This window comes from Streptomyces viridosporus T7A, from assembly GCF_008704515.1.
Taxonomy (GTDB): Bacteria; Actinomycetota; Actinomycetes; order Streptomycetales; family Streptomycetaceae; genus Streptomyces; species Streptomyces viridosporus.
The window spans coordinates 1,118,002-1,144,027 of the sequence record NZ_CP023700.1 but is presented as its reverse complement, the minus strand read 5'-3'; the positions used below and the strand labels follow the sequence as shown (position 1 = coordinate 1,144,027).

The 26,026-nt window shown below is 72.7% G+C and carries 22 protein-coding genes; 9 read left to right on the top strand and 13 right to left on the bottom strand.

Going from position 1 to position 26,026, the window contains the following annotated elements; translation table 11 throughout:
* The first annotated feature begins 36 nt into the window (after positions 1-36).
* Positions 37-408: a PRC-barrel domain-containing protein gene (locus tag CP969_RS05405; protein ID WP_016827559.1), complete on the top strand. Its 372-nt coding sequence runs from the start codon at positions 37-39 to the stop codon at positions 406-408.
* Between the two features lie 55 nt (positions 409-463).
* Here the strand turns inward: CP969_RS05405 and CP969_RS05400 are convergent, their stop codons facing one another.
* Together CP969_RS05400 and CP969_RS05395 are read right to left on the bottom strand one after the other, a co-directional pair.
* Complete coding sequence (locus tag CP969_RS05400; protein WP_004991989.1) at positions 464-898, bottom strand: ATP-binding protein; 435 nt, start codon at positions 896-898, stop codon at positions 464-466.
* A gap of 311 nt (positions 899-1,209) precedes the next feature.
* The gene (locus CP969_RS05395; RefSeq protein WP_016827561.1) at positions 1,210-3,120 is read right to left on the bottom strand and encodes an AMP-dependent synthetase/ligase; all 1,911 of its coding nucleotides are present in this window, start codon (positions 3,118-3,120) and stop codon (positions 1,210-1,212) included.
* A 153-nt stretch (positions 3,121-3,273) separates the two neighbouring features.
* On the opposite strand from CP969_RS05395, the gene CP969_RS05390 reads away from it, so the two are divergent.
* Positions 3,274-3,507: a DUF6480 family protein gene (locus CP969_RS05390; protein ID WP_026085400.1), complete on the top strand. Its 234-nt coding sequence runs from the start codon at positions 3,274-3,276 to the stop codon at positions 3,505-3,507.
* Between the two features lie 67 nt (positions 3,508-3,574).
* On the opposite strand, the gene CP969_RS05385 is transcribed toward CP969_RS05390, so the two are convergent.
* From CP969_RS05385 to CP969_RS05360, 6 genes are all read right to left on the bottom strand, one after another.
* Positions 3,575-4,663, bottom strand: coding sequence for a glutamate--cysteine ligase 2 (locus tag CP969_RS05385; RefSeq protein WP_016827563.1), 1,089 nt, complete (start codon positions 4,661-4,663; stop codon positions 3,575-3,577).
* Between the two features lie 105 nt (positions 4,664-4,768).
* Entirely contained in the window at positions 4,769-6,994 is a 2,226-nt protein-coding gene (gene glgB, locus CP969_RS05380) for a 1,4-alpha-glucan branching enzyme (protein ID WP_016827564.1), read from the bottom strand.
* 4 nt (positions 6,995-6,998) lie between these two features.
* Positions 6,999-8,357: a maltokinase N-terminal cap-like domain-containing protein gene (locus CP969_RS05375; RefSeq protein WP_016827565.1), complete on the bottom strand. Its 1,359-nt coding sequence runs from the start codon at positions 8,355-8,357 to the stop codon at positions 6,999-7,001.
* Between the two features lie 28 nt (positions 8,358-8,385).
* Positions 8,386-10,104 carry a maltose alpha-D-glucosyltransferase gene (gene treS, locus CP969_RS05370; RefSeq protein ID WP_016827566.1) on the bottom strand — a complete coding sequence of 573 codons (1,719 nt, stop codon included), beginning with the start codon at positions 10,102-10,104 and terminating at the stop codon, positions 8,386-8,388.
* Positions 10,101-12,098 carry an alpha-1,4-glucan--maltose-1-phosphate maltosyltransferase gene (locus CP969_RS05365; protein ID WP_016827567.1) on the bottom strand — a complete coding sequence of 666 codons (1,998 nt, stop codon included), beginning with the start codon at positions 12,096-12,098 and terminating at the stop codon, positions 10,101-10,103. The genes treS and CP969_RS05365 overlap by 4 nt, the downstream gene beginning before the upstream one ends.
* Before the next feature lie 73 nt (positions 12,099-12,171).
* Complete coding sequence (locus CP969_RS05360; protein ID WP_026085401.1) at positions 12,172-12,471, bottom strand: DUF5133 domain-containing protein; 300 nt, start codon at positions 12,469-12,471, stop codon at positions 12,172-12,174.
* 342 nt (positions 12,472-12,813) lie between these two features.
* On the opposite strand from CP969_RS05360, the gene CP969_RS05355 reads away from it, so the two are divergent.
* A complete protein-coding gene (locus CP969_RS05355; RefSeq protein WP_016827569.1) occupies positions 12,814-13,326 on the top strand; it encodes a hypothetical protein in 513 nt (170 codons plus the stop codon).
* The gene (gene glgX / locus CP969_RS05350) at positions 13,323-15,536 is read left to right on the top strand and encodes a glycogen debranching protein GlgX (RefSeq protein ID WP_078495457.1); all 2,214 of its coding nucleotides are present in this window, start codon (positions 13,323-13,325) and stop codon (positions 15,534-15,536) included. Before CP969_RS05355 ends, glgX begins: the two co-directional genes overlap by 4 nt.
* Positions 15,537-15,638: 102 nt before the next feature.
* Here the strand turns inward: glgX and CP969_RS05345 are convergent, their stop codons facing one another.
* Entirely contained in the window at positions 15,639-16,442 is an 804-nt protein-coding gene (locus CP969_RS05345; protein ID WP_004992007.1) for a VOC family protein, read from the bottom strand.
* Positions 16,443-16,693: 251 nt separating this feature from the next.
* On the opposite strand from CP969_RS05345, the gene CP969_RS05340 reads away from it, so the two are divergent.
* Positions 16,694-17,014 carry an ANTAR domain-containing protein gene (locus CP969_RS05340; RefSeq protein WP_435532545.1) on the top strand — a complete coding sequence of 107 codons (321 nt, stop codon included), beginning with the start codon at positions 16,694-16,696 and terminating at the stop codon, positions 17,012-17,014.
* A 26-nt stretch (positions 17,015-17,040) separates the two neighbouring features.
* Here the strand turns inward: CP969_RS05340 and CP969_RS05335 are convergent, their stop codons facing one another.
* Positions 17,041-17,832 (bottom strand): RNA polymerase sigma factor SigF, encoded by a 792-nt coding sequence (locus tag CP969_RS05335; protein ID WP_004992012.1) that lies wholly within the window; start codon positions 17,830-17,832, stop codon positions 17,041-17,043.
* Between the two features lie 507 nt (positions 17,833-18,339).
* Between CP969_RS05335 and CP969_RS05330 the strand changes: the two genes are divergently transcribed.
* A complete protein-coding gene (locus CP969_RS05330) occupies positions 18,340-18,861 on the top strand; it encodes a hypothetical protein (protein WP_004992013.1) in 522 nt (173 codons plus the stop codon).
* Positions 18,862-19,062: 201 nt separating this feature from the next.
* On the opposite strand, the gene CP969_RS05325 is transcribed toward CP969_RS05330, so the two are convergent.
* Positions 19,063-19,839, bottom strand: a complete 777-nt coding sequence (locus CP969_RS05325) for an NPP1 family protein (protein ID WP_016827571.1) — start codon at positions 19,837-19,839, stop codon at positions 19,063-19,065.
* Positions 19,840-20,144: 305 nt separating this feature from the next.
* Here CP969_RS05325 and CP969_RS05320 point away from each other — a divergent pair, with 305 nt between their 5' ends.
* Together CP969_RS05320 and CP969_RS05315 are read left to right on the top strand one after the other, a co-directional pair.
* Positions 20,145-20,651 (top strand): MarR family winged helix-turn-helix transcriptional regulator, encoded by a 507-nt coding sequence (locus CP969_RS05320; protein WP_016827573.1) that lies wholly within the window; start codon positions 20,145-20,147, stop codon positions 20,649-20,651.
* Positions 20,652-20,937: 286 nt separating this feature from the next.
* Positions 20,938-23,277, top strand: a complete 2,340-nt coding sequence (locus CP969_RS05315; RefSeq protein WP_016827574.1) for a SpoIIE family protein phosphatase — start codon at positions 20,938-20,940, stop codon at positions 23,275-23,277.
* 21 nt (positions 23,278-23,298) lie between these two features.
* On the opposite strand, the gene CP969_RS05310 is transcribed toward CP969_RS05315, so the two are convergent.
* Positions 23,299-24,129, bottom strand: coding sequence for an aldo/keto reductase (locus CP969_RS05310; RefSeq protein ID WP_004992027.1), 831 nt, complete (start codon positions 24,127-24,129; stop codon positions 23,299-23,301).
* A gap of 204 nt (positions 24,130-24,333) precedes the next feature.
* Here CP969_RS05310 and CP969_RS05305 point away from each other — a divergent pair, with 204 nt between their 5' ends.
* Positions 24,334-25,308 (top strand): TauD/TfdA dioxygenase family protein, encoded by a 975-nt coding sequence (locus CP969_RS05305; protein WP_016827575.1) that lies wholly within the window; start codon positions 24,334-24,336, stop codon positions 25,306-25,308.
* Between the two features lie 97 nt (positions 25,309-25,405).
* Here the strand turns inward: CP969_RS05305 and CP969_RS05300 are convergent, their stop codons facing one another.
* Positions 25,406-26,026 carry an L-threonylcarbamoyladenylate synthase gene (locus CP969_RS05300; protein WP_016827576.1) on the bottom strand — a complete coding sequence of 207 codons (621 nt, stop codon included), beginning with the start codon at positions 26,024-26,026 and terminating at the stop codon, positions 25,406-25,408.

Here is a 26,026-nt window from a genome sequence, read left to right as displayed (position 1 = left end):
CAGGGAGCCGTTCTCATCGGGGAGGCAAGGAGCAGCGTGCCCATCGACAGCATCTGGTCGTACGCGCCGGACCTGACCAGCGTTCAGGGGCGGGACCTGACGGGGTACACCGTCGTCGCGCACGACGGCACCATCGGCCATGTGGACCGGCAGGCCGACCACCACGGCATGCGGCACCTCGTCGTCGACACCGGCGTCTGGGTCTTCGGCCGCAGCGTCCTCGTGCCGGTCGGCGTCGTCGCGAACATCGACCCGGGGGAGCGCCGCATAACGGTGTCGTGCAGCAGGACCGAGGTGAAGGCCGCACCCCGGTTCCGGACCGACAGCGAGACCATGGATCCCGAGTACCTCGGCAGGGTCGGTGATTACTATCACCGTCTGCCGCCCCGCGAGACCCCGACGGGGTGAGCGCCGGGCCGGGAGCGGCGGCGCGCGGCCGTGGTGGCGCGCGTCGCCGACGGGGTCACCAGGGCAGGAAGACGTGGATGTCCTTGCCGCGGTCGTCGCTGACGACGCTGACCTGATCGCACAACGTGTGGATCAGGTGCCAGCCGATGCCGCCCCCGCCGCGGTTCGGGTGGAAGGGCCGCGGGGCCGGCTCGGTGGTGCTCGTGTCGCGCATCACCACGTGCACACCGTCGAACGTCCTGCGCAGGCGCAGCTGGAAGGGCCCCGGCGCGTACTGGACCGCGTTGGCGGCCAGTTCCGTGACGACCAGGAGTATGTCGTCCCAGTGTTCCGGAGCCGACGGCGTCGACACGCGGGCCAGGTCGAAGAGGAACTCCTCCGCGACCAGGCGTGCGTCCGTGACGTCGTGCAGCTCCCCGGGGAAGCTGGCGACGCGGCTCGTGATCTCCTCGGCAGCCAGTGTCCTGTCCCAATGCGGCTCGGTTGCCATCTTGCCTTCCAAGCCCCGACGTCGCGGGGCGGTCGTCCGTTTCCGTCTCCCGTCTGTGGGTTCCCGCCCCGGCGGAGCCTACGCGCCCGCATGCCCGTGAGCGGTCGGTGACAAACACGTCACCCGCAGCCGCGCCCCCGCCCGGGCCGGGGCGCGGCGCCGCGCCCCGGAGCAGAGAACGGGACGGGCGCGTCGTACGGCCGCGCGTCGCCGGTCCCCGGGCACGCGGGACACGTGAAACACGTGAAACACATGAAAGGGGGGTGCCCGCCGGTCGTCCACCGGCGGGCACCCCCCTTCACGTCGGGCGGTCAGCGGAACACGTTGTCCGAGTCGTCCCAGCCCGACACCTCCTCGTGGACCTCGGTCCGCCGCGGCCGCGGCCGCGACCGCGACTGGTACATCGCGTCGATCTCCAGCGCGTAGTGCCGCACTATCTCGTCCCGGCGCAGCTTCATCGACGGCGTGAGCAAGCCGTTGGCCACGTCGAAGGGTTCCGGCAGCACCCGGAAGACCCGGATCGATTCCGAGCGCGACACACTGCTGTTGGCCGCGGCGACCGCCCGCGCGACCTCCTCGCGCAGCGCGTTCTCCTCCCGGGCCTCCCGGGTGGGCGCGTCGCCCGGCAGGGACAGGGCCGCCCGCCAGTGGACCAGGAACTCCGGGTCCAGCGTGATCAGGGCACCCACGCAGGGCCGGTTGTCGCCCACCACGACGGCCTGGTGGACCAACGGGTGCATCCGCAGCCGCTGTTCCAGCGCCGCCGGCGCCACGCTCTTGCCGCTGCTGGTGATGATGACGTCCTTCTTGCGGCCGGTGATCGTGAGGTAGCCCTCGGTGTCCAGCCGGCCGAGGTCGCCGGTGGCCAGCCAGCCGCCGCGCAGCGCGGCCCGGGTCGCGCTCTCGTCGCCCACGTACCCCTGGAACACCGACGGCCCGCGCACCAGGATCTCCCCGTCGTCTGCCACCCGGATCCCGGTGCCCGGCAGCGCCTGCCCGACGGTCCCGGACTTCTCCCGGCCGAACGGCTGCATCGTCACCCCGCCGCCGGTCTCGGTGAGTCCGTAGCCGTCGTGGACGTAGATGCCGATCCCCTCGTAGAAGAGGGAGAGGTCGCGGTTGAGCGGCGAGCCGCCGGAGGTGGCCCGGCGGACCCGGCCGCCCAGCGCCTCCCGCAGCCTGCGGTAGACCGTGCGCTCGTACAGGGCGTGCTGCAGCCGCAGGTCGAGGCCCGGTCCGGGGCCGCGGCCCAGCCGCTGGCGCTCCAGCGCGGCGGCGAAGTCCCGCGCCGTGTCGGCGGCCCGCTCGAACAGGGCGCCGCGGCCCGACTGCTGCGCCGTGCGCAGGAAGTTCTTGTAGATCTTCTCCAGCAGCGACGGGACGGCGTACAGATAGGTGGGCCGGAAGGTGCGCAGGGCCGAGGCCAGGGCCTCCCCGCCGATGTCGGGTTCGTGTCCCATCAGCAGGCCGCCGCGCACGCACAGCCCCTGGATCATCAGGCCGTAGACATGGGAGAAGGGGAGGAAGGCGAGGACGGCGCCCTGCTCCCCGGGCGGTGCCGCCGTGTGCCCCCAGCCCGCCAGCAGGGTGTCGCAGGGAAAAGCCAGATTGCGGTGGCTCAGGGCGCAGCCCAGGGCACGGCCCGAGGTGCCGGAGGTGTAGGCGATGGCGGCCGTGGAGTCCGGCAGCACGATGCGGCGCATCGAGTCGACCGTGGCCAGCGGAATGTACTCGCCGCGCGCCACCAACTGGTCCAGCGCGCCCGCGTCCAGCTGCCAGACGTGCCGCAGCAGCGGCAGCGAGGCGCACACGGACCCGACGGTCATCACGCCCTGCTCGTCCTCGACCAGCACGGCCACGCAGCCGGAGTCCCTGAGGATCCACTCCACCTGGTCGCGCGAGGAGGTCGGATAGATCGGGACGACCTCGGCGCCCACGGTCCACAACGCGTGGCACAGGAGGGTCCACTCGTACCGGGTGCGGGCCATGATCGCCACCCGCCGGCCGGGGGAGATCCCCGACGCGATCAGACCCTTGGCCAGGTCGACGACCGCGTCGCGGAACTCCACGGCGGTGATCTCCTCCCAGGTGGAGGAGGTCGGCGACGTGCGGTGGGCGAGCATCGGCAAGGTGGGGTCCTGGGCCGCCGTCTCGAACAGGCTGTCGGCGAGACCGCCGGTCAGGGGCGAGACGGAGGGGGGAGCGAGAGCGTGGTCGCGCATGCACTGCTCCTGACGTGTACGGGGTGTGACTCGGCCGACGGGCACGGTCATCGGCGGTGCCTGAATGTAGCCGAGCCGGAGCATCCGGGGGCCGGGATCACGACAACTGTTCCCACACTGATGATCTCGGCGGTATCGGGGGACCCGGACGGCATGAGCTACGTCAATCCAGATCCCGAACCGGAACGCACCACCGGTCTCGAACCGGGCGGCGGCGTCCCCCCGGGCGAGACCCCGCCCGCGGAGAGCAGCATGCCCGAGGCCGGCCCCTACCAGGCGGAGAGCCATGCCAGGGGCTGGGCCAAGGGCCCCATGACCGTGATCCTCATCCTCGTGGTGCTGGTCGCGGCCTTCTTCCTCGCCTACGCCCTCGTGCTCATCCTCTGAGGACCCGCCGGGGGCCCGGCCGGCGGGTCCTCGGGACCCTGTCCGGACCGGGCCGCCCGCGGGTGCCTCACGTCTGGGTGTGCCGTATGCACTCCGTGACGACGTCCCGCAGGCTTCCGGTGCGCTCCAGCAGTTCGCGCTGCACCCGCGCCCCGTTGCCGCCGCGCAGCAGCCCGGCGCAGCCCTCCCGGGCCCGCTCGAGGTCCCCGAGCTCCTCCAGCGCCTCGGTGACGTGGTCGAGCAGGGCCCGCACGACCGCCTCGGCGGACATGCGGCGCATGCTCTCCGGGTGCAGCAGCTCGCCCGTCAGTCCTGACCGGGCCGCCTGCCAGGCGGCCAGCCGGAGCAGGCTGACACCGGGGTCGAGAGGCTCCCGGCCGGCCTTCCACTCGCGTGCGGCGGTCTCCACGAGCCCGCGGGCGAGCGTGGCGATCAGGCTCGCGGTCTCCGCGTGCAGACAGACGTCGGAGACCCGGATCTCCACCGTGGGGTACCGCTGGGACAGCCGCGCGTCGAAGTAGACCATCCCCTCGTCCAGGATGGCGCCGGTGGCCACCATGTCGGCGACCCGCCGGTGGTACCGCGCGGCCGAGCCGAAGACCTCCGTCGGGCCGGCCGACGGCCAGCGCTGCCAGACCCGGCTGCGGTAGCTGCTGTACCCCGAGTCCGTGCCCTGCCAGAACGGCGAGTTCGCGCTGAGCGCCGTCAGCACCGGCAGCCAGGGCCGCAGCCGGTCCACGACGCCGACCCCCTCCTCGTCGGACTCGACGGACACATGGACGTGGCAGCCCATGACGAGCTGCTCCCGGGTGGCGATGCCGTACTGCTCCTCCATCCACTGGTACCGCCGGTTGACGCCGACGGAGGGGCTGACCGGCAGCGGCGAGGTGGCGAGCGCGGCGACCGTGCAGCCGATCTCCCCGGCGTGCCCGGCGGCCTCCTTGCGACAGCGGACGATCTCCGCGTGCAGGCTCTCCATCGAGGACTGCGGATGCGTGGCGAACTCCAGCATCTGCTCGTGCAGTTCCTTCTCGAAGACGTCCCGCTCCGCGCCGTCCCGCTCGGCCCGGGCGAGCACCGCCGCGGACATCGCCCGCGGTTCACCCGTCTCCGGATCGACCAGGAGGAGCTCCTCCTCCACTCCGACGGTGCGCACTGCTGCCGCCTTTCCGTGATGCCGTGACGACGCCGAGACCTCCTCGGTCGTACGACCCCGAATGCCCCGCTCGGGGCGTCGGACACCTGGCGGCGCCGTCGGGCCTCACGGAGCGGTCGGCACCAGCCACACCGTCGCGAGCGGGGGCAGTGTGAGCCGGACGCAGCCGTCCTCGGGCTTGACCGGATCCGGGTTCACGACGTCCCCGCCGCCGTAGCGGACGGCATCGGTGTTCAGCACCTCCTGCCAGGCGATCACGTCGTCGCCGACGCCGAGCCGGTAGTCGTGCCGGAGCACGGGGGAGAAGTTCGACACCGCCAGCAGCGGCCGGCCCTCGGCGTCGTACCGCAGGAACGCGAAGACGTTGTCGTCGGCGGCGTCCACCGCGACCCAGCGGAAGCCGGACGGGTCGGTGTCGCGCTGCCACAGCGCCGGGGTCGCCCGGTAGCGCGCGTTGAGGTCGCGCACCAGGTCCCGCACTCCGCGGTGGTCACCCGCGGAGTGGTACCCGTCGTCGAGCAGCCACCACTCCGGGCCCTGTTTCTCGGACCACTCGGCCCCCTGGGCGAACTCCTGCCCCATGAACAGCAGTTGTTTACCGGGGTGGGCCCACATGAAGCCGAGGTAGGCACGGACGTTCGCGCGCCGCTGCCACCAGTCGCCGGGCATCTTGGACACCAGCGCCTGCTTGCCGTGCACCACCTCGTCGTGCGAGATGGGCAGCACGTAGTTCTCGCTGTAGGCGTACACCATCGCGAAGGTCATCTCGTGGTGGTGGTACTTGCGGTGGACCGGCTCGTGGGAGACGTACTCCAGCGAGTCGTGCATCCAGCCCATGTTCCACTTCAGGCCGAACCCGAGCCCGCCGGTGTCGGTGGGGCGGGTCACCCCGCCCCAGGCCGTGGACTCCTCCGCGATGGTCACCACGCCGGGGCAGCGCCGGTAGACGGTCGCGTTCATCTCCTGCAGGAACGCCACCGCCGCCAGGTCCTCCCGGCCGCCGTGCACGTTGGGCTCCCACTGGCCGTCCTCGCGCGAGTAGTCCAGGTAGAGCATGGAAGCGACCGCGTCCACGCGCAGACCGTCGATGTGGAACTCCTGGCACCAGTACACGGCGTTGGCGACGAGGAAGTTGCGCACCTCGGTGCGGGCGAAGTCGAAGGTGTACGTGCCCCAGTCGGGGTGCTCCGCGCGCCGGGAGTCACCGGGCTCGTACAGCGGGTCCCCGTCGAACTCGGCCAGCGCCCAGTCGTCCTTCGGGAAGTGCGCCGGCACCCAGTCCATGATCACGCCGATGCCGGCCCGGTGCAGCGCGTCGACCAGGTACCGGAAGTCGTCGGGGGTGCCGAGCCGGGCGGTCGGCGCGTAGAAGCCGGTGACCTGGTAGCCCCAGGACGGACCGAAGGGGTGCTCGGCGACCGGCATCAGCTCCACGTGCGTGAAGCCCAGGTCCTTGACGTACGCGGGCAGCACCTCGGCGAGCTCGCGGTACGACAGCCCCGGGCGCCAGGACGGCAGGTGCACCTCGTACACCGAGAACGGCGCCTGGTGCACGGGCACCTCGGCCCGGCGCTCCAGCCACTGCGCGTCGCCCCACTCGTAGTGCGAGGAGGTGACGACCGACGCCGTGTTCGGCGGCTCCTCCGTGCGGCGGGCCATCGGGTCGGCCTTGAGGAACCGGTGGCCGTACCGGGAGTGGATCTCGAACTTGTACCGGGTGCCCTCGCCGACGCCCGGCAGGAACAGCTCCCACACCCCGGAGGAGCCCAGCGACCGCATCGGGAACGCCGTGCCGTCCCAGTGGGTGAAGTCCGCGGCGAGCCGCACGCCCCGCGCGTTCGGCGCCCACACCGTGAAGCGGGTACCGGTCACGCCCTGGTGCGTCATGGGGTGCGCGCCGAGGGCCGTCCACAGCTCCTCGTGCCGGCCCTCGCCGATCAGGTGCAGGTCGAGCTCGCCCAGCGCGGGCAGGAACCGGTACGGGTCGTGCGTCTCGACGGCCTCGTCCTCGCCGTAGGCCACCGCCAGGGTGTACGCGGGGATCGCGTCCAGCGGCAGGACGCCGGAGAACAGGCCGTCGCCCTCCGAGACGAGCGGGGTGCGCACGCCGTCGACGACCACGCCCACCTCGCGCGCGAAGGGCCGCAGCGCCCGGACGGCGATCCCGCCGGGCACCGGATGGGCGCCGAGCAGCGCGTGCGGATCGTGGTGGGCGCCGGCCAGCAGGCGTCCCCGGTCGGCCGGATCGAGGGCGGGTGCGGTCCGGGGGGCCGCGGGGGCGGACGGGACGGGCCCGGCCGGCTCGGGGAGCGGGGTGTCATGCAGGGCCACGGCTTCAGTCTCCTCTCACGGCGAGGCGCTCGATTGCCGCCATGGGTACGGGCAGCCAGTCGGGTCGGTGCCGGGCCTCGTACAGCACCTCGTACACGGCCCGGTCCGTCTCGTAGGCGCGGAGCAGGCCGTGCTTCTTGCGCGGGTCCCAGCCGGCGCGGGCCGCGTAGCCCGCGCAGTAGGCCTCCCGGCAGCGCCGCGCCCACTCCGGGCGCCAGGGACGGCGCTGGCGGGCGGCGTAGTCGAAGGAGCGCAGCATCCCGGCGATGTCCCGCACCGGGGAGTGGGCGCTGCGCCGTTCGGAGAGCGGCCGGGACGGCTCGCCCTCGAAGTCGATGACGAACCACTCGCGCCCGGCCCGCAGCACCTGGCCCAGGTGCAGGTCGCCGTGGATGCGCTGGGCGGGCGGCCCGGGATCGCAGGTGGTCAGCGCGGCGAAGGCGGAGCGCAGACCCGGCACGAACGGCTGGAGCGCGGGGACGCAGTGCGCCGCGGCCGTCAGCCGCTCGGTCATCGCCGCGGCCGTCCGGCCGTTCTCCCCGGGCACGCCCAATGGGAAGGCCGAGGCCAGCGCCAGGTGCACGTCCGCCGTGGCCCGGCCCAGCGCGTACGCCTGCACGGTGAAGTCGTCACCGGCGGCGAGCGCGTCGAGGGCCAGCGCCCAGCCGTCGGAGGCGTCGCGCAGATAGGGCTGGAGCACACCCAGCGTCGCCTGGAAGGGGTGCGTGGTGCAGAACCAGGCCACCGGGGCGGGGACGCGGTGGCAGCCCTGGGCGGCCAGCGCGCCCGGCACCTCCAGGTCCGGGTTGACGCCGGGCTGGATGCGCCGGAAGACCTTCAGGATGTACTCGTCGCCGTACACCAGGGAGGAGTTGGACTGCTCGGTGTCCAGCAGCCGCGGCACCAGTCCGGCGGGCACCGGCTGGGACGCGTCGCACTCGAAGCGCAGCGGGCCCGACGTGCCGGGGCGGCGCAGCCGCTCCAGGAGCAGTTGGGTCGTGCGCGGATCGTGGAGGGCGTCGTAGACCGTCCGCCCTGCCAGCCGCCCGTCCTGCACCTGGCCGATGAGCGCCCGGCCGAGACGCGGCGAGGGGGTCTCCCGGACGCCGAGGAGGAGCTGGTAGCAGTCGCCGGCCGGGGGCGTGCCGCCGGGGGCCGGCACGCCCCCGTGGTCGGCGTGGACCAGCATGTGCAGGCAGCGCGGGAACAGTTCCGTCATCGACAGCACCCAGAGGTCGGTGACGGGCCGGTCCTTGCCGGCGAACCAGCGTTGCCGCGGCAGCCACTCGCGCAGCAGTCCGGTGAGTGACCCCATGTGCTCGGCGGGTGCGCTCCGCGGGAGCAGGAATGCGGTCTTCGTCATGGTGACGCCTCCTCTCGCCGGCGCACGCTCACAGTCGTCGGCCGGTGCGGGATGCGACTCGGGTGAGCCGGAACCAGTAGAAGCCGTGGCCCCCGAGGGTCAGCAGGTACGGCAGTTCGCCGATGGCCGGGAAGCGCACCCCGCCGAAGAGCTCGACCGGGTGGCGTCCCCGGAAGGCGCCGAGGTCGAGTTCGGTGGGCTGGGCGAAGCGGGAGAAGTTGTTGACGCAGAGCACCAGGTCGTCCTCGTGCTCGCGCAGGAAGGCGAGGACGGCGGGGTTGGAGGAGGGCAGTTCGGTGTAGGAGCCCAGGCCGAAGGCCACGTTCTGCTTGCGGATCTCGATCATGCGGCGGGTCCAGTGCAGCAGCGAGGACGGCGAGGCCATGGCGGCCTCGACGTTGGTGACCTGGTAGCCGTAGACCGGGTCCATGATGGTGGGCAGGAAGAGCCGGCCGGGGTCGGAGGAGGAGAAGCCGGCGTTGCGGTCGGGGGTCCACTGCATCGGGGTGCGGACCGCGTCGCGGTCGCCGAGCCAGATGTTGTCGCCCATGCCGATCTCGTCGCCGTAGTACATGACCGGGGAGCCGGGCAGGGACAGCAGCAGGGCGGTGAACAGCTCGATCTGGTTGCGGTCGTTGTCCAGCAGGGGGGCCAGGCGGCGGCGGATGCCGATGTTGGCGCGCATGCGGGGGTCCTTGGCGTACTCCGCCCACATGTAGTCGCGTTCCTCGTCGGTGACCATCTCCAGGGTCAGCTCGTCGTGGTTGCGCAGGAAGATGCCCCACTGGCAGCCGGCCGGGATGGCCGGGGTCTTGGCCAGGATCTCCGAGACCGGGTAGCGCGACTCGCGCCGCACGGCCATGAAGATGCGGGGCATGACCGGGAAGTGGAAGGCCATGTGGCATTCGTCGCCGCCGGCGGCGTAGTCGCCGAAGTAGTCGACGACGTCCTCGGGCCACTGGTTGGCCTCCGCCAGCAGGACGGTGTCGGGGTACTGGGCGTCGATCTCCTTGCGGACCCGTTTGAGGAAGGCGTGGGTGGCGGGGAGGTTCTCGCAGTTGGTGCCCTCGGCCGCGTACAGATACGGCACCGCGTCGAGCCGGAAGCCGTCGATGCCCAGGTCCAGCCAGAAGCGCAGGGCCGCCAGGATCTCCTCCTGCACGCGCGGGTTCTCGTAGTTGAGGTCCGGCTGGTGGGAGAAGAAGCGGTGGAAAAAGTACTGGCCCCTGACCGGGTCGTAGGTCCAGTTGGAGGCCTCGGTGTCGACGAAGATGATCCGGGCGTCCTGATAGCCCTTGTCGTCGTCGGCCCACACGTAGAAGTCGCCGTAGGGGCCGTCGGGGTCCGTGCGGGACGCCTGGAACCAGGGGTGCTGGTCGCTGGTGTGGTTCATGACGAAGTCGATGATCACGCGCATGCCGCGCTGGTGCGCGGAGTCGACGAACTCCACGAAGTCGGCGAGGTCGCCGAAGTCGGGGAGCACGGCGGTGTAGTCGGAGACGTCGTAGCCGCCGTCGCGCAGCGGCGACCTGAAGAAGGGCGGCAGCCACAGGCAGTCGACGCCCAGCCACTGCAGGTAGTCCAGTTTGGCGGTCAGCCCCTTCAGGTCACCGATGCCGTCGCCGTTGCTGTCCTGGAAGGAGCGGACGAGCACCTCGTAGAAGACGGCGCGTTTGAACCACTCCGGGTCCCGGTCCCGGGCGGGAGTGTCCTCGAAGGTGTCCGGCACTGGCTCGTTCACGGTCATGACGTTCCTGGCCCTCCGTTTCGCTGTGCGGCGGGCGGTCGCTGGACGTGCAGGACGTGGGCGGGAGCCCGCCCCGGTTCCAGCCGCACGTAGGCGGTCCTGCCCCAGTGATAGGTCTCGCCGGTGAGCTCGTCGCGCACCGGCACCGACTCGTGCCAGTCCAGGCCGAGTTGCGGCATGTCCAACGAGACCGTGGCCTCCTGGGTGTGGTGGGGGTCGAGGTTGGCCACCACGAGCACGACGTCGTCGCCGCTGCGCTTGCTGTACGCGATGACGGCGTCGTTGTCGGCCCCGTGGAAGCGGAGGTTTCTGAGGCGGTGGAGCGCGGGGTGTGCCCGCCGGATGGTGTTGAGGCGGGTGATCAGCGGGGCGATGGTGCGGCCCTCGCGCTCGGCGGCCTCCCAGTCGCGGGGCCGCAGCTGGTACTTCTCCGAGTCGAGGTACTCCTCGCCGCCCTCGCGCAGCGGGGTGTTCTCGCACAGCTCGTAGCCGCTGTAGATGCCCCAGGCGGGCGCGAGGGTGGCGGCCAGCACCGCGCGGACCTCGAAGGCCGGCCGGCCGCCGTGCTGCAGGTAGGCGGGCAGGATGTCGGGGGTGTTGGCGAACAGGTTGGGCCGCATGTAGCAGGCGGCCTCCCCGGCCAGCTCGGTGAGGTACTCGGTCAGCTCCCGCTTGGTGGTGCGCCAGGTGAAGTAGGTGTAGGACTGCTGGAAGCCGATCTGCGCCAGGGTGTGCATCATCGCCGGCCGGGTGAACGCCTCCGCCAGGAAGACGACGTCGGGGTCGGCGCGGTTGACCTCCCCGAGCACCCGCTCCCAGAACACCACCGGCTTGGTGTGCGGGTTGTCCACCCGGAAGATCCGCACCCCCGCCGCCATCCAGTGCCGCAGCAGCCGCACCGTCTCGGCCACCAGCCCGTCCAGGTCGGCGTCGAACGCGATCGGGTAGATGTCCTGGTACTTCTTCGGCGGGTTCTCCGCGTACGCGATGGAGCCGTCGGGCCGGTGGTGGAACCACTGCGGGTGCTTGTGCACCCAGGGGTGGTCCGGCGAGCACTGCAGCGCGAAGTCCAGCGCCACCTCCAGCCCCAGCCCGGCGGCCCGCCGCACGAACCAGGCGAAGTCCTCCTCGGTGCCCAGCCGCGGGTGCACCGCGTCGTGCCCGCCCTCCGGCGAGCCGATCGCCCACGGCACCCCGACGTCGTCCGGGCCGGCGGTGAGGGAGTTGTTGGGGCCCTTGCGGAAGGTGGTGCCGATCGGGTGGATCGGCGGCAGGTAGACCACGTCGAAGCCCATCGCGGCGATCGCCTCCAGCCGGCGGGCCGCGGTGCGGAAGGTGCCGTGCGGCTGCTCGGGCGTGCCCTCCGAGCGGGGGAAGAACTCGTACCAGGCCCCGTACAGCGCCCGCTCGCGCTCCACCAGCAGCGGCAGCGGCGCGCTGCCGGTCACCAGCTCCCGCAGCGGGTACCGCGCCAGCACCGCCGCCACCTGCGGCGTCAACGCCGCCGCCAACCGGGTGGCGCAGGGCAGGGAGCCGTCGCGCAGGGTCCGTGCCGCGGCGAGGACCACGGCCTGCCCGTCGTCCTGCGGCACCCCGGCCGCCGCCCGCTCGTACAGGTCGGCGCCCTCCTCCAGGACCAGACCGGTGTCGATGCCCGCCGGAACCTTGATCGTGGCGGTCCTGCGCCAGGTGGTGATCGGGTCGCCCCAGCCCTCCACGGTGTACGTCCACAGCCCGGGCGCACCGGCGGTGACCTCCGCCCCCCACCGGTCCGTGCCCGGAGCCAGCTCCCGCATCGGCGTGAACGGCCCCGGGCGTCCCTCGGGGTCCCTCAGGACGACATTGGCGGCCACCGCGTCGTGCCCCTCGCGGAACACGGTGGCCGTGACCTCGAACGTCTCGCCCACGACGGCCTTCGCCGGCCGTCTGCCGCAGTCGACGGACGGCCGGACGTCCCGCACCGGGATACGGCCGACGGCCCGGGTCGTCTTCATGGATCTGCACCTCCGCCGTGCTCGACGCCGGGCCGGCGCCCGGGCGTGGGGACCAAATGCGGCGGGAAGGCCCTTACCTTCCCGCCGGGGAGCGCCGCTGCGTCGTCGGCGGGCCCCGTCTGACCGCGACGGTCGGGCAGGGCCCGTCGTGCTGTTCCTGCGGATGGGTGACGGGGGTGGTGCGCAGGTACCGTTCGGCGGCGTCCGCCGCCTCCCGGGCGCAGCGCTTGCCCATCAGCACGCAGAGGGTGTAACCGGAGTCCTCGAAGGTGGCCCGCACCGTGCGGTCGGCCGGAGCGGCGAGCATCACGCGTTCCCAGGCCCGGTAGCGACGCAACTGCCGGGCGACTTCGGCTTTGGCGGGTAGCAGCATGGCGCCGTTCACCTTTCCGTGGCTCGATGGAGGGCGCGTTGTCCCGGTGGTCGGGCGGCAGCCGTGCGCGCAGCGGCACGGACCCGTAACGGCGATCGAGGTCTTCACACATGGTGCACGGGTGATGACCCACCGTCTTGTTGGATTTTCAACCAGTCATGGTGGCCGTGAAGCGCTCAGATGTCGTCGCACCCGCCTCAGGCGTGCGCTCGTGTTGCACGAATGGACCAACCCCCTCACGCTGATGGTGACTCAGAAGCGATTCCCGCTCACGTTCCGTGTTCGGGGCCCGTCCCGCAGGGGCGGGAGGAACGGGAGCTTCGCGGTGAGGAGCCGACGACCATGAAGACCGCAGTGCCCTGCTACTACCACCTCGACGTGGAAGTCAGTCCGGAGAAAGTGGAACAGGTCAGCCGCATACTGGCCGCCCACCTCAGGTTCTGGGACCTCGAGAACCTGCGGGAGCCCGTCTGCCGCGGCACCGAGATGCTGCTGCGGGCCATCGACGAGCACGCCACCGACAAGAACACGTCGATCGAGATGTGGTGGAACGGCCAGCACCTCATCACCGCCGTCGGGGACAACGACCGGGCCCTGCGTCCCGACCAGGAGCTGCGGGGCTGCCTGCAGCACATCGCGGCGAGCAGCGACGGATGGGGTTGCTGCGCCACCGAGACCGGCAGCAAGGTCATCTGGTTCTCACGGCGCGCCCGCGCCGGCGAACGCGTCCCGCTGGTGCCGACCGGCCCCGACCCGCGCGAGAGCGAGGGCCTGGACGTGCCCCGGGAGATGCCCGTCACCCAGCTGACCGGCCTGGCCCGCACACCGAGCGGCGTGCTGGAGGAGGCCCGGTGACCCGGTCGCGGAACCGGATAGGGGCGCCCGTGTGGAGCGGGCGCCCCTATCCGCTGGGTGCGGCCTTCGACGGGGAGGGCACCAACTTCGCACTGTTCAGCGAGGTCGCCGAACGCGTCGACCTGGTCCTGGTGGACGACGACGGCCACCACGACACGGTCCGGCTCGCCGAGGCCGACGGCTTCGTCTGGCACGGCTACCTCCCCGGCGTCGGCCCCGGGCAGCGCTACGGCTACCGGGTGCACGGACCGTGGGACCCGGCGGCCGGCCACCGCTGCAACCCGGCGAAACTGCTCCTCGACCCCTACGCCACGGCGGTGGACGGGCAGATCGACAACCACCCCTCGCTCCACGAGCGCGACCCCGACGGCCCCGACCCGGCCGACAGCGCCGGGCACACCATGCTCGGTGTGGTGACCGACCCGGCCTTCGACTGGGGCGACGACGTCCGGCCCGGCCGCGCCTACGCCGACACCGTGATCTACGAGGCCCACGTCAAGGGCCTGACCCGCACCCATCCCGACGTCCCCGAGGAACTCCGCGGCACCTACGCCGGACTCGCGCACCCCGCGGTCGTCGAGCACCTGACCTCGCTGGGCGTCACCGCGGTGGAGCTGATGCCGGTGCACCAGTTCGTCCAGGACGGCGTGCTGCAGGGCCGCGGCCTGGCCAACTACTGGGGCTACAACACCATCGGCTTCTTCGCCCCGCACAACGCCTACGCCGCCCGCGGCACCCGGGGGCAGCAGGTCACCGAGTTCAAGGAGATGGTGAGGACCCTGCACGCGGCCGGGCTCGAGGTGATCCTGGACGTCGTCTACAACCACACCGCCGAGGGCAACGAGAAGGGCCCCACGCTCTCCTTCCGGGGGATCGACAACGGCTCGTACTACCGCCTGGTGGACGGCGACTGGTCGCACTACTACGACACCACCGGCACCGGGAACAGCCTGCTGATGCGTCACCCGTACGTGCTCCAGCTGATCATGGACTCGCTGCGGTACTGGGTCACCGAGATGCACGTCGACGGCTTCCGCTTCGACCTCGCGGCCACCCTGGCCCGGCAGTTCCACGAGGTGGACCGGCTGTCGGCGTTCTTCGACCTCATCCAGCAGGATCCGGTGATCAGCCGCGTCAAGCTGATCGCCGAGCCGTGGGACGTGGGCGAGGGCGGCTACCAGGTGGGCAACTTCCCGCCGCTGTGGTCGGAGTGGAACGGCAAGTACCGGGACGCCGTACGGGACTTCTGGCGCGGCGAGGAGCACACCCTCGCCGAGTTCGCGTTCCGGCTGACCGGCTCCTCCGACCTGTACGCGCACCACAGGCGCCGGCCGCGCGCCAGCGTCAACTTCGTCACCGCGCACGACGGCTTCACGCTGCGCGACCTCGTCTCGTACAACGACAAGCACAACGAGGCCAACGGCGAGGGCAACCGGGACGGCGAGAGCACCAACCGGTCCTGGAACTGCGGCGCGGAGGGCGACACCGACGACCCGGCCGTGCTCGAGCTGCGCGCCCGCCAGCAGCGCAACTTCCTCGCCACGCTGCTGCTGTCGCAGGGCATCCCGATGCTCTCCCACGGCGACGAGCTGGGCCGCACCCAGCACGGCAACAACAACGCCTACTGCCAGGACAACGAGACCTCCTGGATCGACTGGCGGCTGACCGGCGAACAGCGCGAGCTGCTGGACTTCACCCGGCGCCTCATCGCGCTGCGCCTCGCCCACCCCGTGCTGCGCCGGCGCCACTTCTTCCGCGGCGAGACCGTGCGCCACGCGGAGCAGCCGCTGCCCGACCTGGTGTGGCTGCTGCCGAACGCGGAGGAGATGACCGACGACGACTGGCAGCGCTCCGACGCCCACTCGGTCGGCGTCTTCCTCAACGGCGACGCCATCGCCGAGCCCGATCCGCGCGGCCGGCCCGTGGTCGACGACTCCTTCCTGCTGCTGCTCAACAGCCACTGGGAGGCGGTCGACTTCCGTCTGCCGGGCGCCGCCTACGGTGAGCGCTGGACGGCACTGATCGACACGGCCGATCCGGAGGGCGTCCCCGACGAGTCCGAGCACAAGGCCGGCACGGTCCTCACCGTGGGCCCGCGCAGCCTGGCACTCTTGTCCCGCCCGTCCCGCCCATCCCGCCCATCCCGTCCATCCCGTCCATCCCGTCCATCCCGCCCGTCCCGCCGGTCGTCCCGTACGGCACGGCGGTGACAGGCCGCGGCAGGCCCCACGGCCGGCCCGCCGCCGGTGGACCGGCATCCGGCGCGCCGCCCCGGGAAACCCGGGGCGGCGCGCCGTCGTCGCCTGCCCGGATCAGCGCTCGCGGCGCGAGGTCACGGTGAACCGGGCGCCCTCGTTGTCGCGCAGAACGGCCTCGTCGTCGGTGAGGGACAGCACGCTGCCGCCGTGCCGCTCGGCCGCACGGGCGCAGGCGGCCACGTCCTGCACGGAGAAGTGGACCTGCCAGTGCGGCCGGATCCGGGGGTCGGGAGCCGACTCCACCGCCCCCGACTCGATGCGCGCCACCAGGTCCCCCTCGCTGCGCAGCACCACCTCGTCGCCCTCGTACTGGACCTCGCAGCATCCGGGTTTGTCGGACGCCCAGTCGAAGACCTGGCCGTAGAAGATGGCGGCGTCGAACGCGTCACGGGTGTGCAGCCTGACGAACGCCGGTCGTGTGCGGCGCCAGGTGGGCCAGTCGGTGAACAGCTCGCCCTCCCAGATGCCGAAGGTCGCCCCGTCCCGGTCGGCCAGCAGCGCCCCGCGCCCGGGAGGCAGGGAGATCGGGCCGACCGCCAGGGTGCCGCCGCGCTCCTGCACCCGTGCCACGGTCTCGTCGGCGCTGCGCACGGCGAAGTACGGCGTCCACGCCGCCGCCATCTGCCCCATGCCGGCGATCCCCGCGATGCCCGCCACCGGCGCGCCGTTGGCCAGGGCGATCCGGAACCGGTCGCCGAGGCGGACCGGCCGCCACTGCCAGCCGAGCACGGCTCCGTAGAACTCCTCGGTCGTCTGCACGTCGTGGCTGGTCAGGCTCACCCAGCAGGGCGCCCCGAACACGGAGTGCGTGGAGAAGACGTCCGTCGCGCCGGCGGGGGAGGGCATGTCGTGGTTCATGGCAGTAGCGTCCTGATCTCGTCGGGCCCGGCAGCCACCGGAATGCCCCCAGTGTCCGCCGTGCCCCGGTGCGGGCGCCTGTCGAGTACCCCGGCGGGGGTGCCGAAACGGCGCCCCGGACCGCCCGCGGCCCGCCCCGGTGGCACAGGGCGGCACGAGTGGCGACGATGGAGGAGCCGGACACTGGGTGAAGGCACTCAAGCACCATGTGAAGGCAGTACGGGAGCGGCACACCGGACCGGGAGGTGACCATGCCCACGGACGGGGGTTCGGACCGGATCCTCCAGCTGGAGGAAGAGGTACAGCAGCTGAAGGACGCGGTCGTCTCGCACGCGGTGGTCGATCAGGCGATCGGCATGATCGTCGCGATCGGACGGGTCTCACCCGACCAGGGGTGGACGGTGCTGAAGGAGGTGTCCCAGCACACGAACATCAAGCTCCGCAGCATCGCCGAGATGATCCTCGCCTGGGGACGCACCGGTGTCATGCCCGCCGAGGTGCGGGCGGCGCTGGAGGACGTGCTGGACCGGTCCTGCCCCACCCAGGTCCCGGGTGCGCCGCCGGAACGCTGATCCGCCCGGCGGCGCCGCGCCCGCGGTCAGCCGGCCTCGGTCAGCAGTTCCTCGCGCAGCTGGGCGAAACAGCTGCTGAGCAGCCGGGAGACGTGCATCTGCGAGATGCCGAGGTGCTCGGCGATGGTGCTCTGCGTCATCCCCCGGAAGAACCGCAGGTAGAGGATGAGCCGCTCCCGCTCCGGGAGCGCCTCGAGGAAGGGCCGGACCGTCACCCGGTCGACGACCGTGTCGAACGCCGGGTCCGGTCCGCCGACCGAGTCCCCGAGGGCGTAGCCGTCCGTGCCGGGCATCTCCGCCTCCAGCGACAGCGCGGAGAAGCACTCCAGCGCCTCCATGCCGGTGCGCACCTCGCTCTCCGTCAGCCGGGCGTACGCGGCGATCTCGGGGACCGTGGGGGCCCGCCCCACGGTGGTCTGCGCCAGCTCCCTGGCCGCGTGCCGCACGCGGTTGCGCAGGTCCTGCACGCGGCGCGGGACGTGCAGGGTCCACATGTGGTCACGGAAGTGGCGCTTGATCTCCCCGGTGATGGTCGGCACGGCGTACGCCTCGAAGGCGTTGCCGCGCACCGGGTCGTAGTGGTCGACGGCCTTGACCAGGCCGAGGGCCGCCACCTGGTACAGATCCTCCAGAGCCTCGCCGCGCCCCCGGAAACGCACGGCGATCCGTTCGGCCATGGGCAGCCAGGCCTGGACCAGGTCGTCGCGCAGTGCCCTGCGCTCGGGCCCTTCGGGCAGCCGGGCCAGGCGTGCGAAGGCCTCGGCCGTGTGGGGGGCGTCGTCGTGGGGGTGCGGCTTCGTGGGATTGCCGGTACGCATGTGCGCACCTCCCTGAGCGGGTGCCGGGTGGACGGACACCGTGGGAAGCGCTCACTCGGACCACGAAAAGGTCCGGGGCCGGCGAGCCGGTTCCCACGGACGTGCCTCCGGTCCGAAGCACTGAGATTTCCTTTCCCGTACGTTACCCCTGTGAAACGGTTTCTTGAATTCGAGGGGCCGGTATTTCGCGGAGTACACGTTCCGGAACCAGGGGAATTCACGCCGTGAATTCCCCGTGGTTGGCGTGGGCGGCCGCGCCGCGCCGTCCGGCGGCACAGCGGGCCGCTTGTGCGGCGCGGCCGGTGATCACGGCGCCGGACGTGATGTGCGGCACGCCGTCGCGGTGGGCGGGGCGGCCCGCCCGGGGGGTTCCCCGGGATTCCCCCAGCGCAGCGCTTGATCGTCGATCAGATGCGGGCGAACCGCCTGACCACGGCGCATTCCGCTCATTTGACAGTGCCCTGAACCCACAGATAGGAAGCAGCCACGGAAGTCGAGAGGTGGACTGTGTACGAGCCGAACGTGGTCGGGGACTGGCAGGAGTACGACGAGCATGCCGGTCTGCGGGTCCGCGTCCACCGCCTGGAGGCGGGCGAGCCGCCGCGCGGACGGGACGACGCCGCCGAGGGGCTCGCGTATTTCAGCGTCCGTGTGACCGTCGAGAACCGCGGCGACAGGGCCGTCGGAATTCATCTCGAGGACGGCCAGATCGACGTACGGGTCGGCCCCGACGGGGAGAGCGCATTCGTCGACTGGCGCAACTCGCAGTTCATCGAGGGATTCGACGTCTATCCGCTGCGCCGCGCCACCGCCGTGCTCTACGCGGCCGGCCCCGAGGCGGCCCTGAGCCAGGTCGACGTCCAGGTGCAGTTGCGGGTGGACGAGGAGTGGACCGGCCGCCGGGTGTGGACGGGCCGGGCCGGTGCGCACGAGGGTGCGGCCGGGGCCCCCGTGGGCGCGTGCCGGGACAGCCTCGCGCACCAGGTGAGCGCCTTCCTGCAGGAGCAGGCGGAGGAGGGCACCGCCTGAGCTGCTGTCGGTGCGGGGCGCCGTCGATGGTCGCGCGGGCGCCCCGACGCGGCAGGGGGCGCGGCGGCCGACGTGCCGAGCGTGGCGGCCGGCCCCCGTGCGCGCGTTCGGCCGGATCTGGCCGGCCGGGGTGAAGTCCCGGGCCCGCGGGGGGAGTTGGCCCTTACGGTTCACGCGCGTACCCCGCGGTGCGGAGGGAGGTCAGGCGTTCGGGTCGAACGGGATGCCCGCCGGCTTGGCCGCGGCGAGGTGGGAGGCGAAACTCCCGTCCTTGAGGCCGAAGTTGGCGCTGCCGAAGTCATGGGAGGCGAGCTTGTCCCGCAGCCCGGCCGGGTAGCCGTTCCAGCCGACCAGTGCCGGGTACTGCCAACTGCCCCTGTGGTTCTCCGGTGGTTCGTCCCCCGCCCCCGCGAGGCGGAAGCAGTGCGTGCCGATGCCGTCCTTGTGGTACACGATCTTCGGGTGCGTCCCGTCGAAATGGACCGCCGAACGCGCGTGGATCGAGAACGAACCGTGCTGGGACGTCGAGACGTACTGCACCGTGCCGTCCCGCACCCACACCACGACGTGTTCCCAGTCGTGGCGGTGCCCGCCGAGGCTGGTGCCCGGCAGCGCCTGGTCCTTCTCGAAGTACAGGGCGTAGACGACGGCGCACCAGCCGTTGTTGCACGCGGAACGCGCGTAGCCGTTGGTGTTGTCCAGGTCGGAGGCGTCGCGGCAGTTGCCGTTGAGGGCGCCGGTCGGCTTGAGGCCGCCGTTGACGGCGCCGTCCGGACCGATCGCCGGTGTGGGGTAGCAGCCGTCGGTGTCGTAGTCGTAGGCGGGCTGGAACGTCCGCTCCAACTCGTCGGCGGAGGCCGGCAGGGCGGGCGGCGGTGCGGCGAAGGCGGTGGCGGGAAAGGCGATGACCAGCGCGACCGCACCGACGAGGCCGGCCAGCCATCTCCTGCGGTGCGTACGGGACGTGCTCGACGACACTGCGTCCTCCTCCTGGTCCGGGCGCAGCCCAACGGCTGTGGGGGGCAAGGGAGTTCAGCATCCCGGCTGCGCACTTCCGTGCCAAGGGGCCACAGGTGCACCGATGGTGAAGACGGGCCCGACGCTCGACGCGGCCGGGGTGTGCGCCGCACTCGTGCGCAACCGCGGCGGCCGGAAGCCCGCGCGGCACGGTGCCGCCGTCACCGGGGAGCGGGTCGTCGCGGGCCGGCCGGCGCCCGCTCGCCGGCCGGGAGGTGCGCCCCGCGATTGATTGAGTTAGGCAATGAGATGGTAAAGTGGGGCGCATGTCCACACCCCCGCTCCCCGACCCGCCCGCCTCCGCGGAAGTGGCCGAGATCGAGCGCGCGCTCAGCCGCATCACTTATCTGGGCTCGCGCGCCCGGCAGCACGAGCGGCTGATGGCCCTGGCGGGTGTGCCGCTGGACCGCGCCGCCGTCGCGCTGCTGCGGCAGATGGCCGACGTCGAGCCGATGCGGCCGGGGGAGCTGGCCGCCCGGCTGGGAGTGGAGGCCTCGCACGTCACCCGTACGGTGCAGCAGCTGCAGAGGACCGGTCATGTCACCCGTGTCCCGGACCCCGACGACCGCCGCGCCCAGCGCATCGAACTCACCGGGACCGGCCGGGAGGCCATAGCCCGGATCCGCGAGGCCGGGGCCCGGGCCATGCAGGTGGCGCTGGCCGACTGGTCGCCCGAGGACCTGCGGCGGCTCGCCACCCTCTTCCACCGCATGGTCGACGACTTCCTCGCCCACTCCGCCGACGAGGAGACGGAGCCCGCCCGGCCCTCCTGACACCGGCACCCCACCGCGCGTCCGCCCCGGCGCCCTCGCCGGGACCGCGCACGCCCACCGGGCCCACGGCCGCCTCGAACTCCACCCGGTCGGACTGCCCGCCACCGCGCCCACCGGGCGTCCGGCTCCCCGGCCGTGCCCACCGCCGACCCGCTGCCGCGCGCCCTGCCCCTCGCCCGCCCCGAGAACCCGCCGACGGCCCGGCGCCGCCGGCCCTCCGGCCGCATACCGCCCGGGGCGCACGGCCGCGGTTGAGAGGGCGTGACGATGGGCCGATCCTGGACGAATGGAAGACGCCTCGGCCGCGGTGGTCGTCGATGCCCGCGGCATCGTGACGGGGTGGAGCGAGGGCGCCCGGCGGCTGACCGGGCACCCGGCCGAGGAGGCCGTGGGGCGGGCCGTGCGGGAACTGCTCGCCGAGGACGTGCCGTCCGCCGCCCCGCCCCTGCCGTCGGGCCTCGTCGTGCTGCGCCACCGCGACGGCCACCCCGTGCCGCTCCGGCTGACGGTCCACCCCCTGCTGGACGCGCGGGGCGCGCCGGACGGACACGTGATCACCGTCGAGCGGCCCGGTGCGACGGACACCTCCCTGGCCGGGCAGGTGTTCCGGCAGGCGTCCCTGGCGATGTCCGTCTTCGACACCGAGCAGCGCTACCTGGGGATCAACGACATCGCCTGCCGGATGGCGGGCAGCACCGAGGCGGACCTGCTCGGCCGGGCCTATCTGGACACCGTCGAGGAGAACGACCCCGGCCGCAGCTTCGACCGCCATCTCCGCCGGGTCGCCCGGACGGGCGAGCCGCTGCACCTCGAGAGCTTCACCCGGGCCCCCTCCGGGAGCCGGCTGCACGCCTGGAACGTCGAGATGTGGCCCGTCCGCGACCCCTCCGGCGAGGTGGTCGGCACCGCCCTGGCGGCCTTCGACAGCAACGAGCAGCGCCGGGCCCGCGAACGGCTGGCGCTGCTGAACGAGGCCGCCGCCCGCCTCGGCACCAGCCTGGACGTGGTCCGCACGGCCGAGGAACTCGTGGCACTCATGGCACCCGGGTTCGCCGACTTCGCCGCCGTCGACCTGCTCGACTGGGTCCTCGACACCGACGACCCGTCGGCCTTTCCGGCCGACGGCGCCCTGCTGCGCCGTGTGGCGCACCGCTCGTCCACCGGGGGCGTCCCCGAGGCGGCCGTGCCCCTCGGCCGGACGGACGTCCGGTCGCCCTCCTCCCCTCCCGCACGGGCACTGCGGGAGGGCAGGACGGTGCTGGTACGCGCGGGCGATCCGGACTTCGACCGGTGGGCGGGCGAGTGCGGCCGGCCGGTCCCGGCGGACGACCGGCCGGTCCCGGCCGGTGTCCCCTCGCTGCTGGCCGTGCCGCTGCGCGCCCGCGGCACGACGTTCGGCGTCGCGCTCGCCGTCCGCACCGCTCATCCCGACGCGTACTCCGCCGACGACGCCGTTCTCGCCGAGGAACTCGCCGGCCGCGCCGCCGTCTGCGTCGACAACGCCCACCGCTTCGCCCGCGAGCGCACCACCGCGCTGACGCTCCAGCACAGCCTGCTGCCGAAGGGACTGCCCGGCCAGGCGGCCGTCGAGGTCGCCCACCGCTATCTGCCCTCCGCGTCCGCGGCGGGCATCGGCGGCGACTGGTTCGACGTCATCCCGCTGGCCGGCAGCCGGGTCGCCCTGGTGGTGGGCGACGTCGTCGGCCACGGCATCACCTCCACGGCGGCCATGGGCCGGCTGTTCACGGCCGTGCGCACCCTCGCCGACGTCGACCTGCCGCCGGACGAACTCCTCATCCACCTCGACGACCTCGTCGTCCACCTCGCCTCCGGCGACCGCGACGACATCGGCGAACTCGGCGCCACCTGCCTGTACGCCGTCTACGACCCCGTCTCGCGCCGTCTGACCGCGGCCGCCGCCGGGCACCCCGCGCCCGCCCTCCTGCTGCCCGACGGCACGTGCCGGCCCGTCCCGCTGAGCGCGGGGCCCCCGCTCGGCATCGGCGGGCTGCCGTTCGAGGCCACGGAGCTCCAGCTGCCCGAGGGCTCCGTCGTCGCCCTCTACACCGACGGCCTCATCGAGGGCCCCGACCGCGACCTCGACCAGGCCGCCGACGAGCTGTGCCGTGCCCTGACGGTGCCCGCCGACTCGCTGGACTCGCTGTGCGACAGCGTGTTGAAGGCCGTCCTGCCGGAGGAGCCCGGCGACGACGTGGCCCTGCTGCTGGCCCGCACCCGGGCGCTCGGCGCGGAACAGGTCGCCACGAGGGAGGTGCCCTCGGACCCCGAGGAGGTGGCCCGCGTCCGGCAGTGGGCCACCGAGCGGCTGGCGGCGTGGGGACTGGACGAGATCGCCTTCGTCACCGAACTGGTCGTCAGCGAACTGGTCACCAACGCCATCCGGTACGGCACGCCCCCCGTCCAGCTGCGGCTGATCCGCGACCGCACCCTGATCTGCGAGGTCACCGACGCCAACCCCACCTCACCGCACCTGCGCCGGGCCCACGCCTACGACGAGGGCGGCCGCGGCCTGCTGCTGGTGGCCCAGCTCACCCGGCGCTGGGGCAGCCGCCAGACGGGCGGCGGCAAGACGATCTGGGCGGAGCAGCCCCTGCCGGACGGGTGAGCCGCCGGGCCCGGGGGCGGGTCAGAACTCCTCGTGCGCCTCCGGGTCCCCGCCGATCCGCCGGTGGGCGCGGTCGGTGAGGGTCCGCATCTGGGCGGCGTCCAGCTCGAACCCGAAGACGTCGAGGTTCGCGCGCTGCCGCTCGGGGTCCGACGACTTGGGGACGGGGAGCGCGCCGAGCTGGACGTGCCAGCGCAGCACCGCCTGGGCCGGGGTGACCCCGTGGGCCTGTGCGACGGCGGCGACGGCCAGGTCGTCCAGGAGCCGCGAGCCCCGGCCGAGCGGGCTCCAGCTCTCGGTGAGCACGCCCTTGCCGGCGTGGTAGGCCCGCAGTTCCTCCTGGGGGAAGAAGGGATGCAGCTCGACCTGGTTGACCGAGGGCAGCACCCCGGTCTCCTCCTCCAGCCGCTCGATGTGGGCGGGCGTGAAGTTGGAGACGCCGATCGACCGGACCAGCCCGTCGTCGCGCAGCTTGATCATGGCCTTCCAGGAGTCGACGTACCGGTCGACCCGGGGGAGCGGCCAGTGGATCAGGTAGAGGTCGACGTACTCCAGGCCGAGCCGGGCGCGGGACTCCTCGAAGGAGGCGAGGGTCTCCTCGTAACCGTGGTGCCGGCCCGGGAGCTTCGTCGTCACGACGACCTCCTCGCGCGGGACGCCGGCGCGGGCCACGGCACGGCCGACGCCGGTCTCGTTGCGGTAGTTGGCCGCCGTGTCGACGAGGCGGTAGCCCGTCTCCAGGGCCGAGGCCACCGCGCGCTCCGCCTCGGCGTCGTCCATCGGCCAGGTGCCCAGGCCCAGCGCGGGGAGCGTCGTACCGTCGTTGAGGGTGTGGGTCGGGATGCTGATCACGGCTGGGCCTTCCCGTTGACAGTGTCGTGTGTCCAGCCTCGGGGACGCGGTGGGCGGCGATCAACCGGACGGGCGGGCGGACGGACCGGCCCCCGGCCGGCGACGCCCTGTCGCCAGGCGCCCGTATCGCTGCCACGATCGTCCCGGGAGCCGGTCCGTACGAGGGCCGTGCGGACGACGGCGGAGCGGACGGAGCGGACACGCATGACGACGGACAGGGGCCGCGCGGCGGACGCGGAGCGGGCCGCGGCGGTGGAGGTACGTCCGGTCGCCGGGCACATCGGCGCCGAGGTCACCGGCGTCGACCTCGCCGGCGACCTCGACGAGGCCGTGGTCGCCGCGATCAGGGCGGCGGTGCTGCGCTGGAAGGTGGTGTTCTTCCGCGGGCAGCGCCTCGACCACGCCGGGCACGTCGCGCTGGCGCGCCGGTTCGGTGAGCCGGTCGTGCTGCCCCGGCGCGGGAAGGCCTCCCCGCCGGACTTCCCCGAGATCGAGACGACCGCCGACCGGCTGGAGCTCGGCGGACGGTTCGGCATGGAGCACGACGAATGGCTGCGGCGCCGGCGCCACACCCTCCTGCGCGGCTGGCACTGCGACCACGGCGCCCGCGTCGACCCGCCCGCCGCGACGATCCTGCGCGCCGAGACCGTCCCGCCCTACGGCGGCGACACCACCTGGTCGAACCTGGCCGCGGCCTACGCCGGACTGTCCGCCCCGGTACGGGAGTTCGCCGACCGACTGCGCGCCGAGCACCGCCTGGGGGTGGGCTACCAGTCCCGGCCGGGCGACGACGCCTATGTGCGCCACCTGCTGGACCGTCAGACCGCCTCCGAGCACCCGCTGGTGCGCGTCCACCCGGAGACCGGCGAGCGGGTGCTGTACGTCAACGGCTACTACGTCGAGCAGATCACCGGCCTGTCCCGGCCGGAGAGCGCGGCCGTCCTGCAGATGCTGCTGGAGCAGGCGACCCGGCCCGAGTACACCGTGCGGTTCCGCTGGGAGCCGGGCAGCGTGGCGTTCTGGGACAACCGGGCCACCATCCACCTGGCCCCGGGCGACACCGCCCACCTCGACCACCCGCGGATCATGCACCGGGTGATGCTCGCCGGCGACGTGCCGGTCGGAGTCGACAGCCGCCCCTCGACGCCGCTCGTCGGCACCGCGCCGGGACGCTGGTGACGGCCGTCCCCGTGAGCCGCCGCCGCGCCGGAAGCGGAGCCGCACCCGGCACGGGGACGGGCCGCGGCCGTCGCGGTCCCCGGGGCCGGCCCGCCGGCTACTCGAACCGCGAGACGTCGCCGGCGCCGCGCCGCACGATCTCCGCCTCGCCGCCCGAGAAGTCGATCACCGTCGTCGGCTCGGTGCCGCAGTCGCCGGAGTCGAGCACCACGTCCACCACGTGGTCGAGCCGGTCCTTGATCTCCCAGCCCTGGGTCATCGGCTCGTCCTCGCCGGGCAGCAGCAGGGTGCTGGACAGCAGGGGCTCACCGAGCTCCGCGAGCAGGGCCTGGGTGACGACGTGGTCGGGGATGCGCACGCCGACCGTCTTCTTCTTCGGGTGCTGCAGCATGCGCGGCACCTCCTTCGTCGCCGGCAGGATGAACGTGTAGCTGCCCGGCGTCGACGCCTTGACCGCGCGGAACACGTCGTTGTCGATCCGTACGAACTGACCGAGCTGCGCGAAGTTCTGGCACACGAGGGTGAAGTGGTGCCGGTCGTCCAGCTTGCGGATCGTGCGGATCCGGTCGATGCCGTCGCGGCTGCCCAGACGGCAGCCGAGCGCGTAGCACGAATCCGTGGGGTACGCGATCAGGGCGTCGGAGCGGATGCCGTCGGCGACCTGGGCGATGGTGCGCGGCTGGGGGTTGTCGGGGTGCACGTCGAAGTACTTCGCCAT

What these genes read in the sequence shown, in the direction of transcription:
- CP969_RS05400 (WP_004991989.1), bottom strand. Translation starts at nt 898, where the DNA reads ATGGCAACCGAGCCGCATTGGGACAGGACACTGGCTGCCGAGGAGATC.
- CP969_RS05395 (WP_016827561.1), bottom strand. Translation starts at nt 3,120, where the DNA reads ATGCGCGACCACGCTCTCGCTCCCCCCTCCGTCTCGCCCCTGACCGGC.
- CP969_RS05390 (WP_026085400.1), top strand. Translation starts at nt 3,274, where the DNA reads ATGAGCTACGTCAATCCAGATCCCGAACCGGAACGCACCACCGGTCTC.
- CP969_RS05375 (WP_016827565.1), bottom strand. Translation starts at nt 8,357, where the DNA reads ATGACGAAGACCGCATTCCTGCTCCCGCGGAGCGCACCCGCCGAGCAC.
- treS (WP_016827566.1), bottom strand. Translation starts at nt 10,104, where the DNA reads ATGACCGTGAACGAGCCAGTGCCGGACACCTTCGAGGACACTCCCGCC.
- CP969_RS05365 (WP_016827567.1), bottom strand. Translation starts at nt 12,098, where the DNA reads ATGAAGACGACCCGGGCCGTCGGCCGTATCCCGGTGCGGGACGTCCGG.
- CP969_RS05360 (WP_026085401.1), bottom strand. Translation starts at nt 12,471, where the DNA reads ATGCTGCTACCCGCCAAAGCCGAAGTCGCCCGGCAGTTGCGTCGCTAC.
- CP969_RS05355 (WP_016827569.1), top strand. Translation starts at nt 12,814, where the DNA reads ATGAAGACCGCAGTGCCCTGCTACTACCACCTCGACGTGGAAGTCAGT.
- CP969_RS05345 (WP_004992007.1), bottom strand. Translation starts at nt 16,442, where the DNA reads ATGAACCACGACATGCCCTCCCCCGCCGGCGCGACGGACGTCTTCTCC.
- CP969_RS05340 (WP_435532545.1), top strand. Translation starts at nt 16,694, where the DNA reads ATGCCCACGGACGGGGGTTCGGACCGGATCCTCCAGCTGGAGGAAGAG.
- CP969_RS05335 (WP_004992012.1), bottom strand. Translation starts at nt 17,832, where the DNA reads ATGCGTACCGGCAATCCCACGAAGCCGCACCCCCACGACGACGCCCCC.
- CP969_RS05320 (WP_016827573.1), top strand. Translation starts at nt 20,145, where the DNA reads ATGTCCACACCCCCGCTCCCCGACCCGCCCGCCTCCGCGGAAGTGGCC.
- CP969_RS05315 (WP_016827574.1), top strand. Translation starts at nt 20,938, where the DNA reads ATGGAAGACGCCTCGGCCGCGGTGGTCGTCGATGCCCGCGGCATCGTG.
- CP969_RS05305 (WP_016827575.1), top strand. Translation starts at nt 24,334, where the DNA reads ATGACGACGGACAGGGGCCGCGCGGCGGACGCGGAGCGGGCCGCGGCG.
- CP969_RS05300 (WP_016827576.1), bottom strand. Translation starts at nt 26,026, where the DNA reads ATGGCGAAGTACTTCGACGTGCACCCCGACAACCCCCAGCCGCGCACC.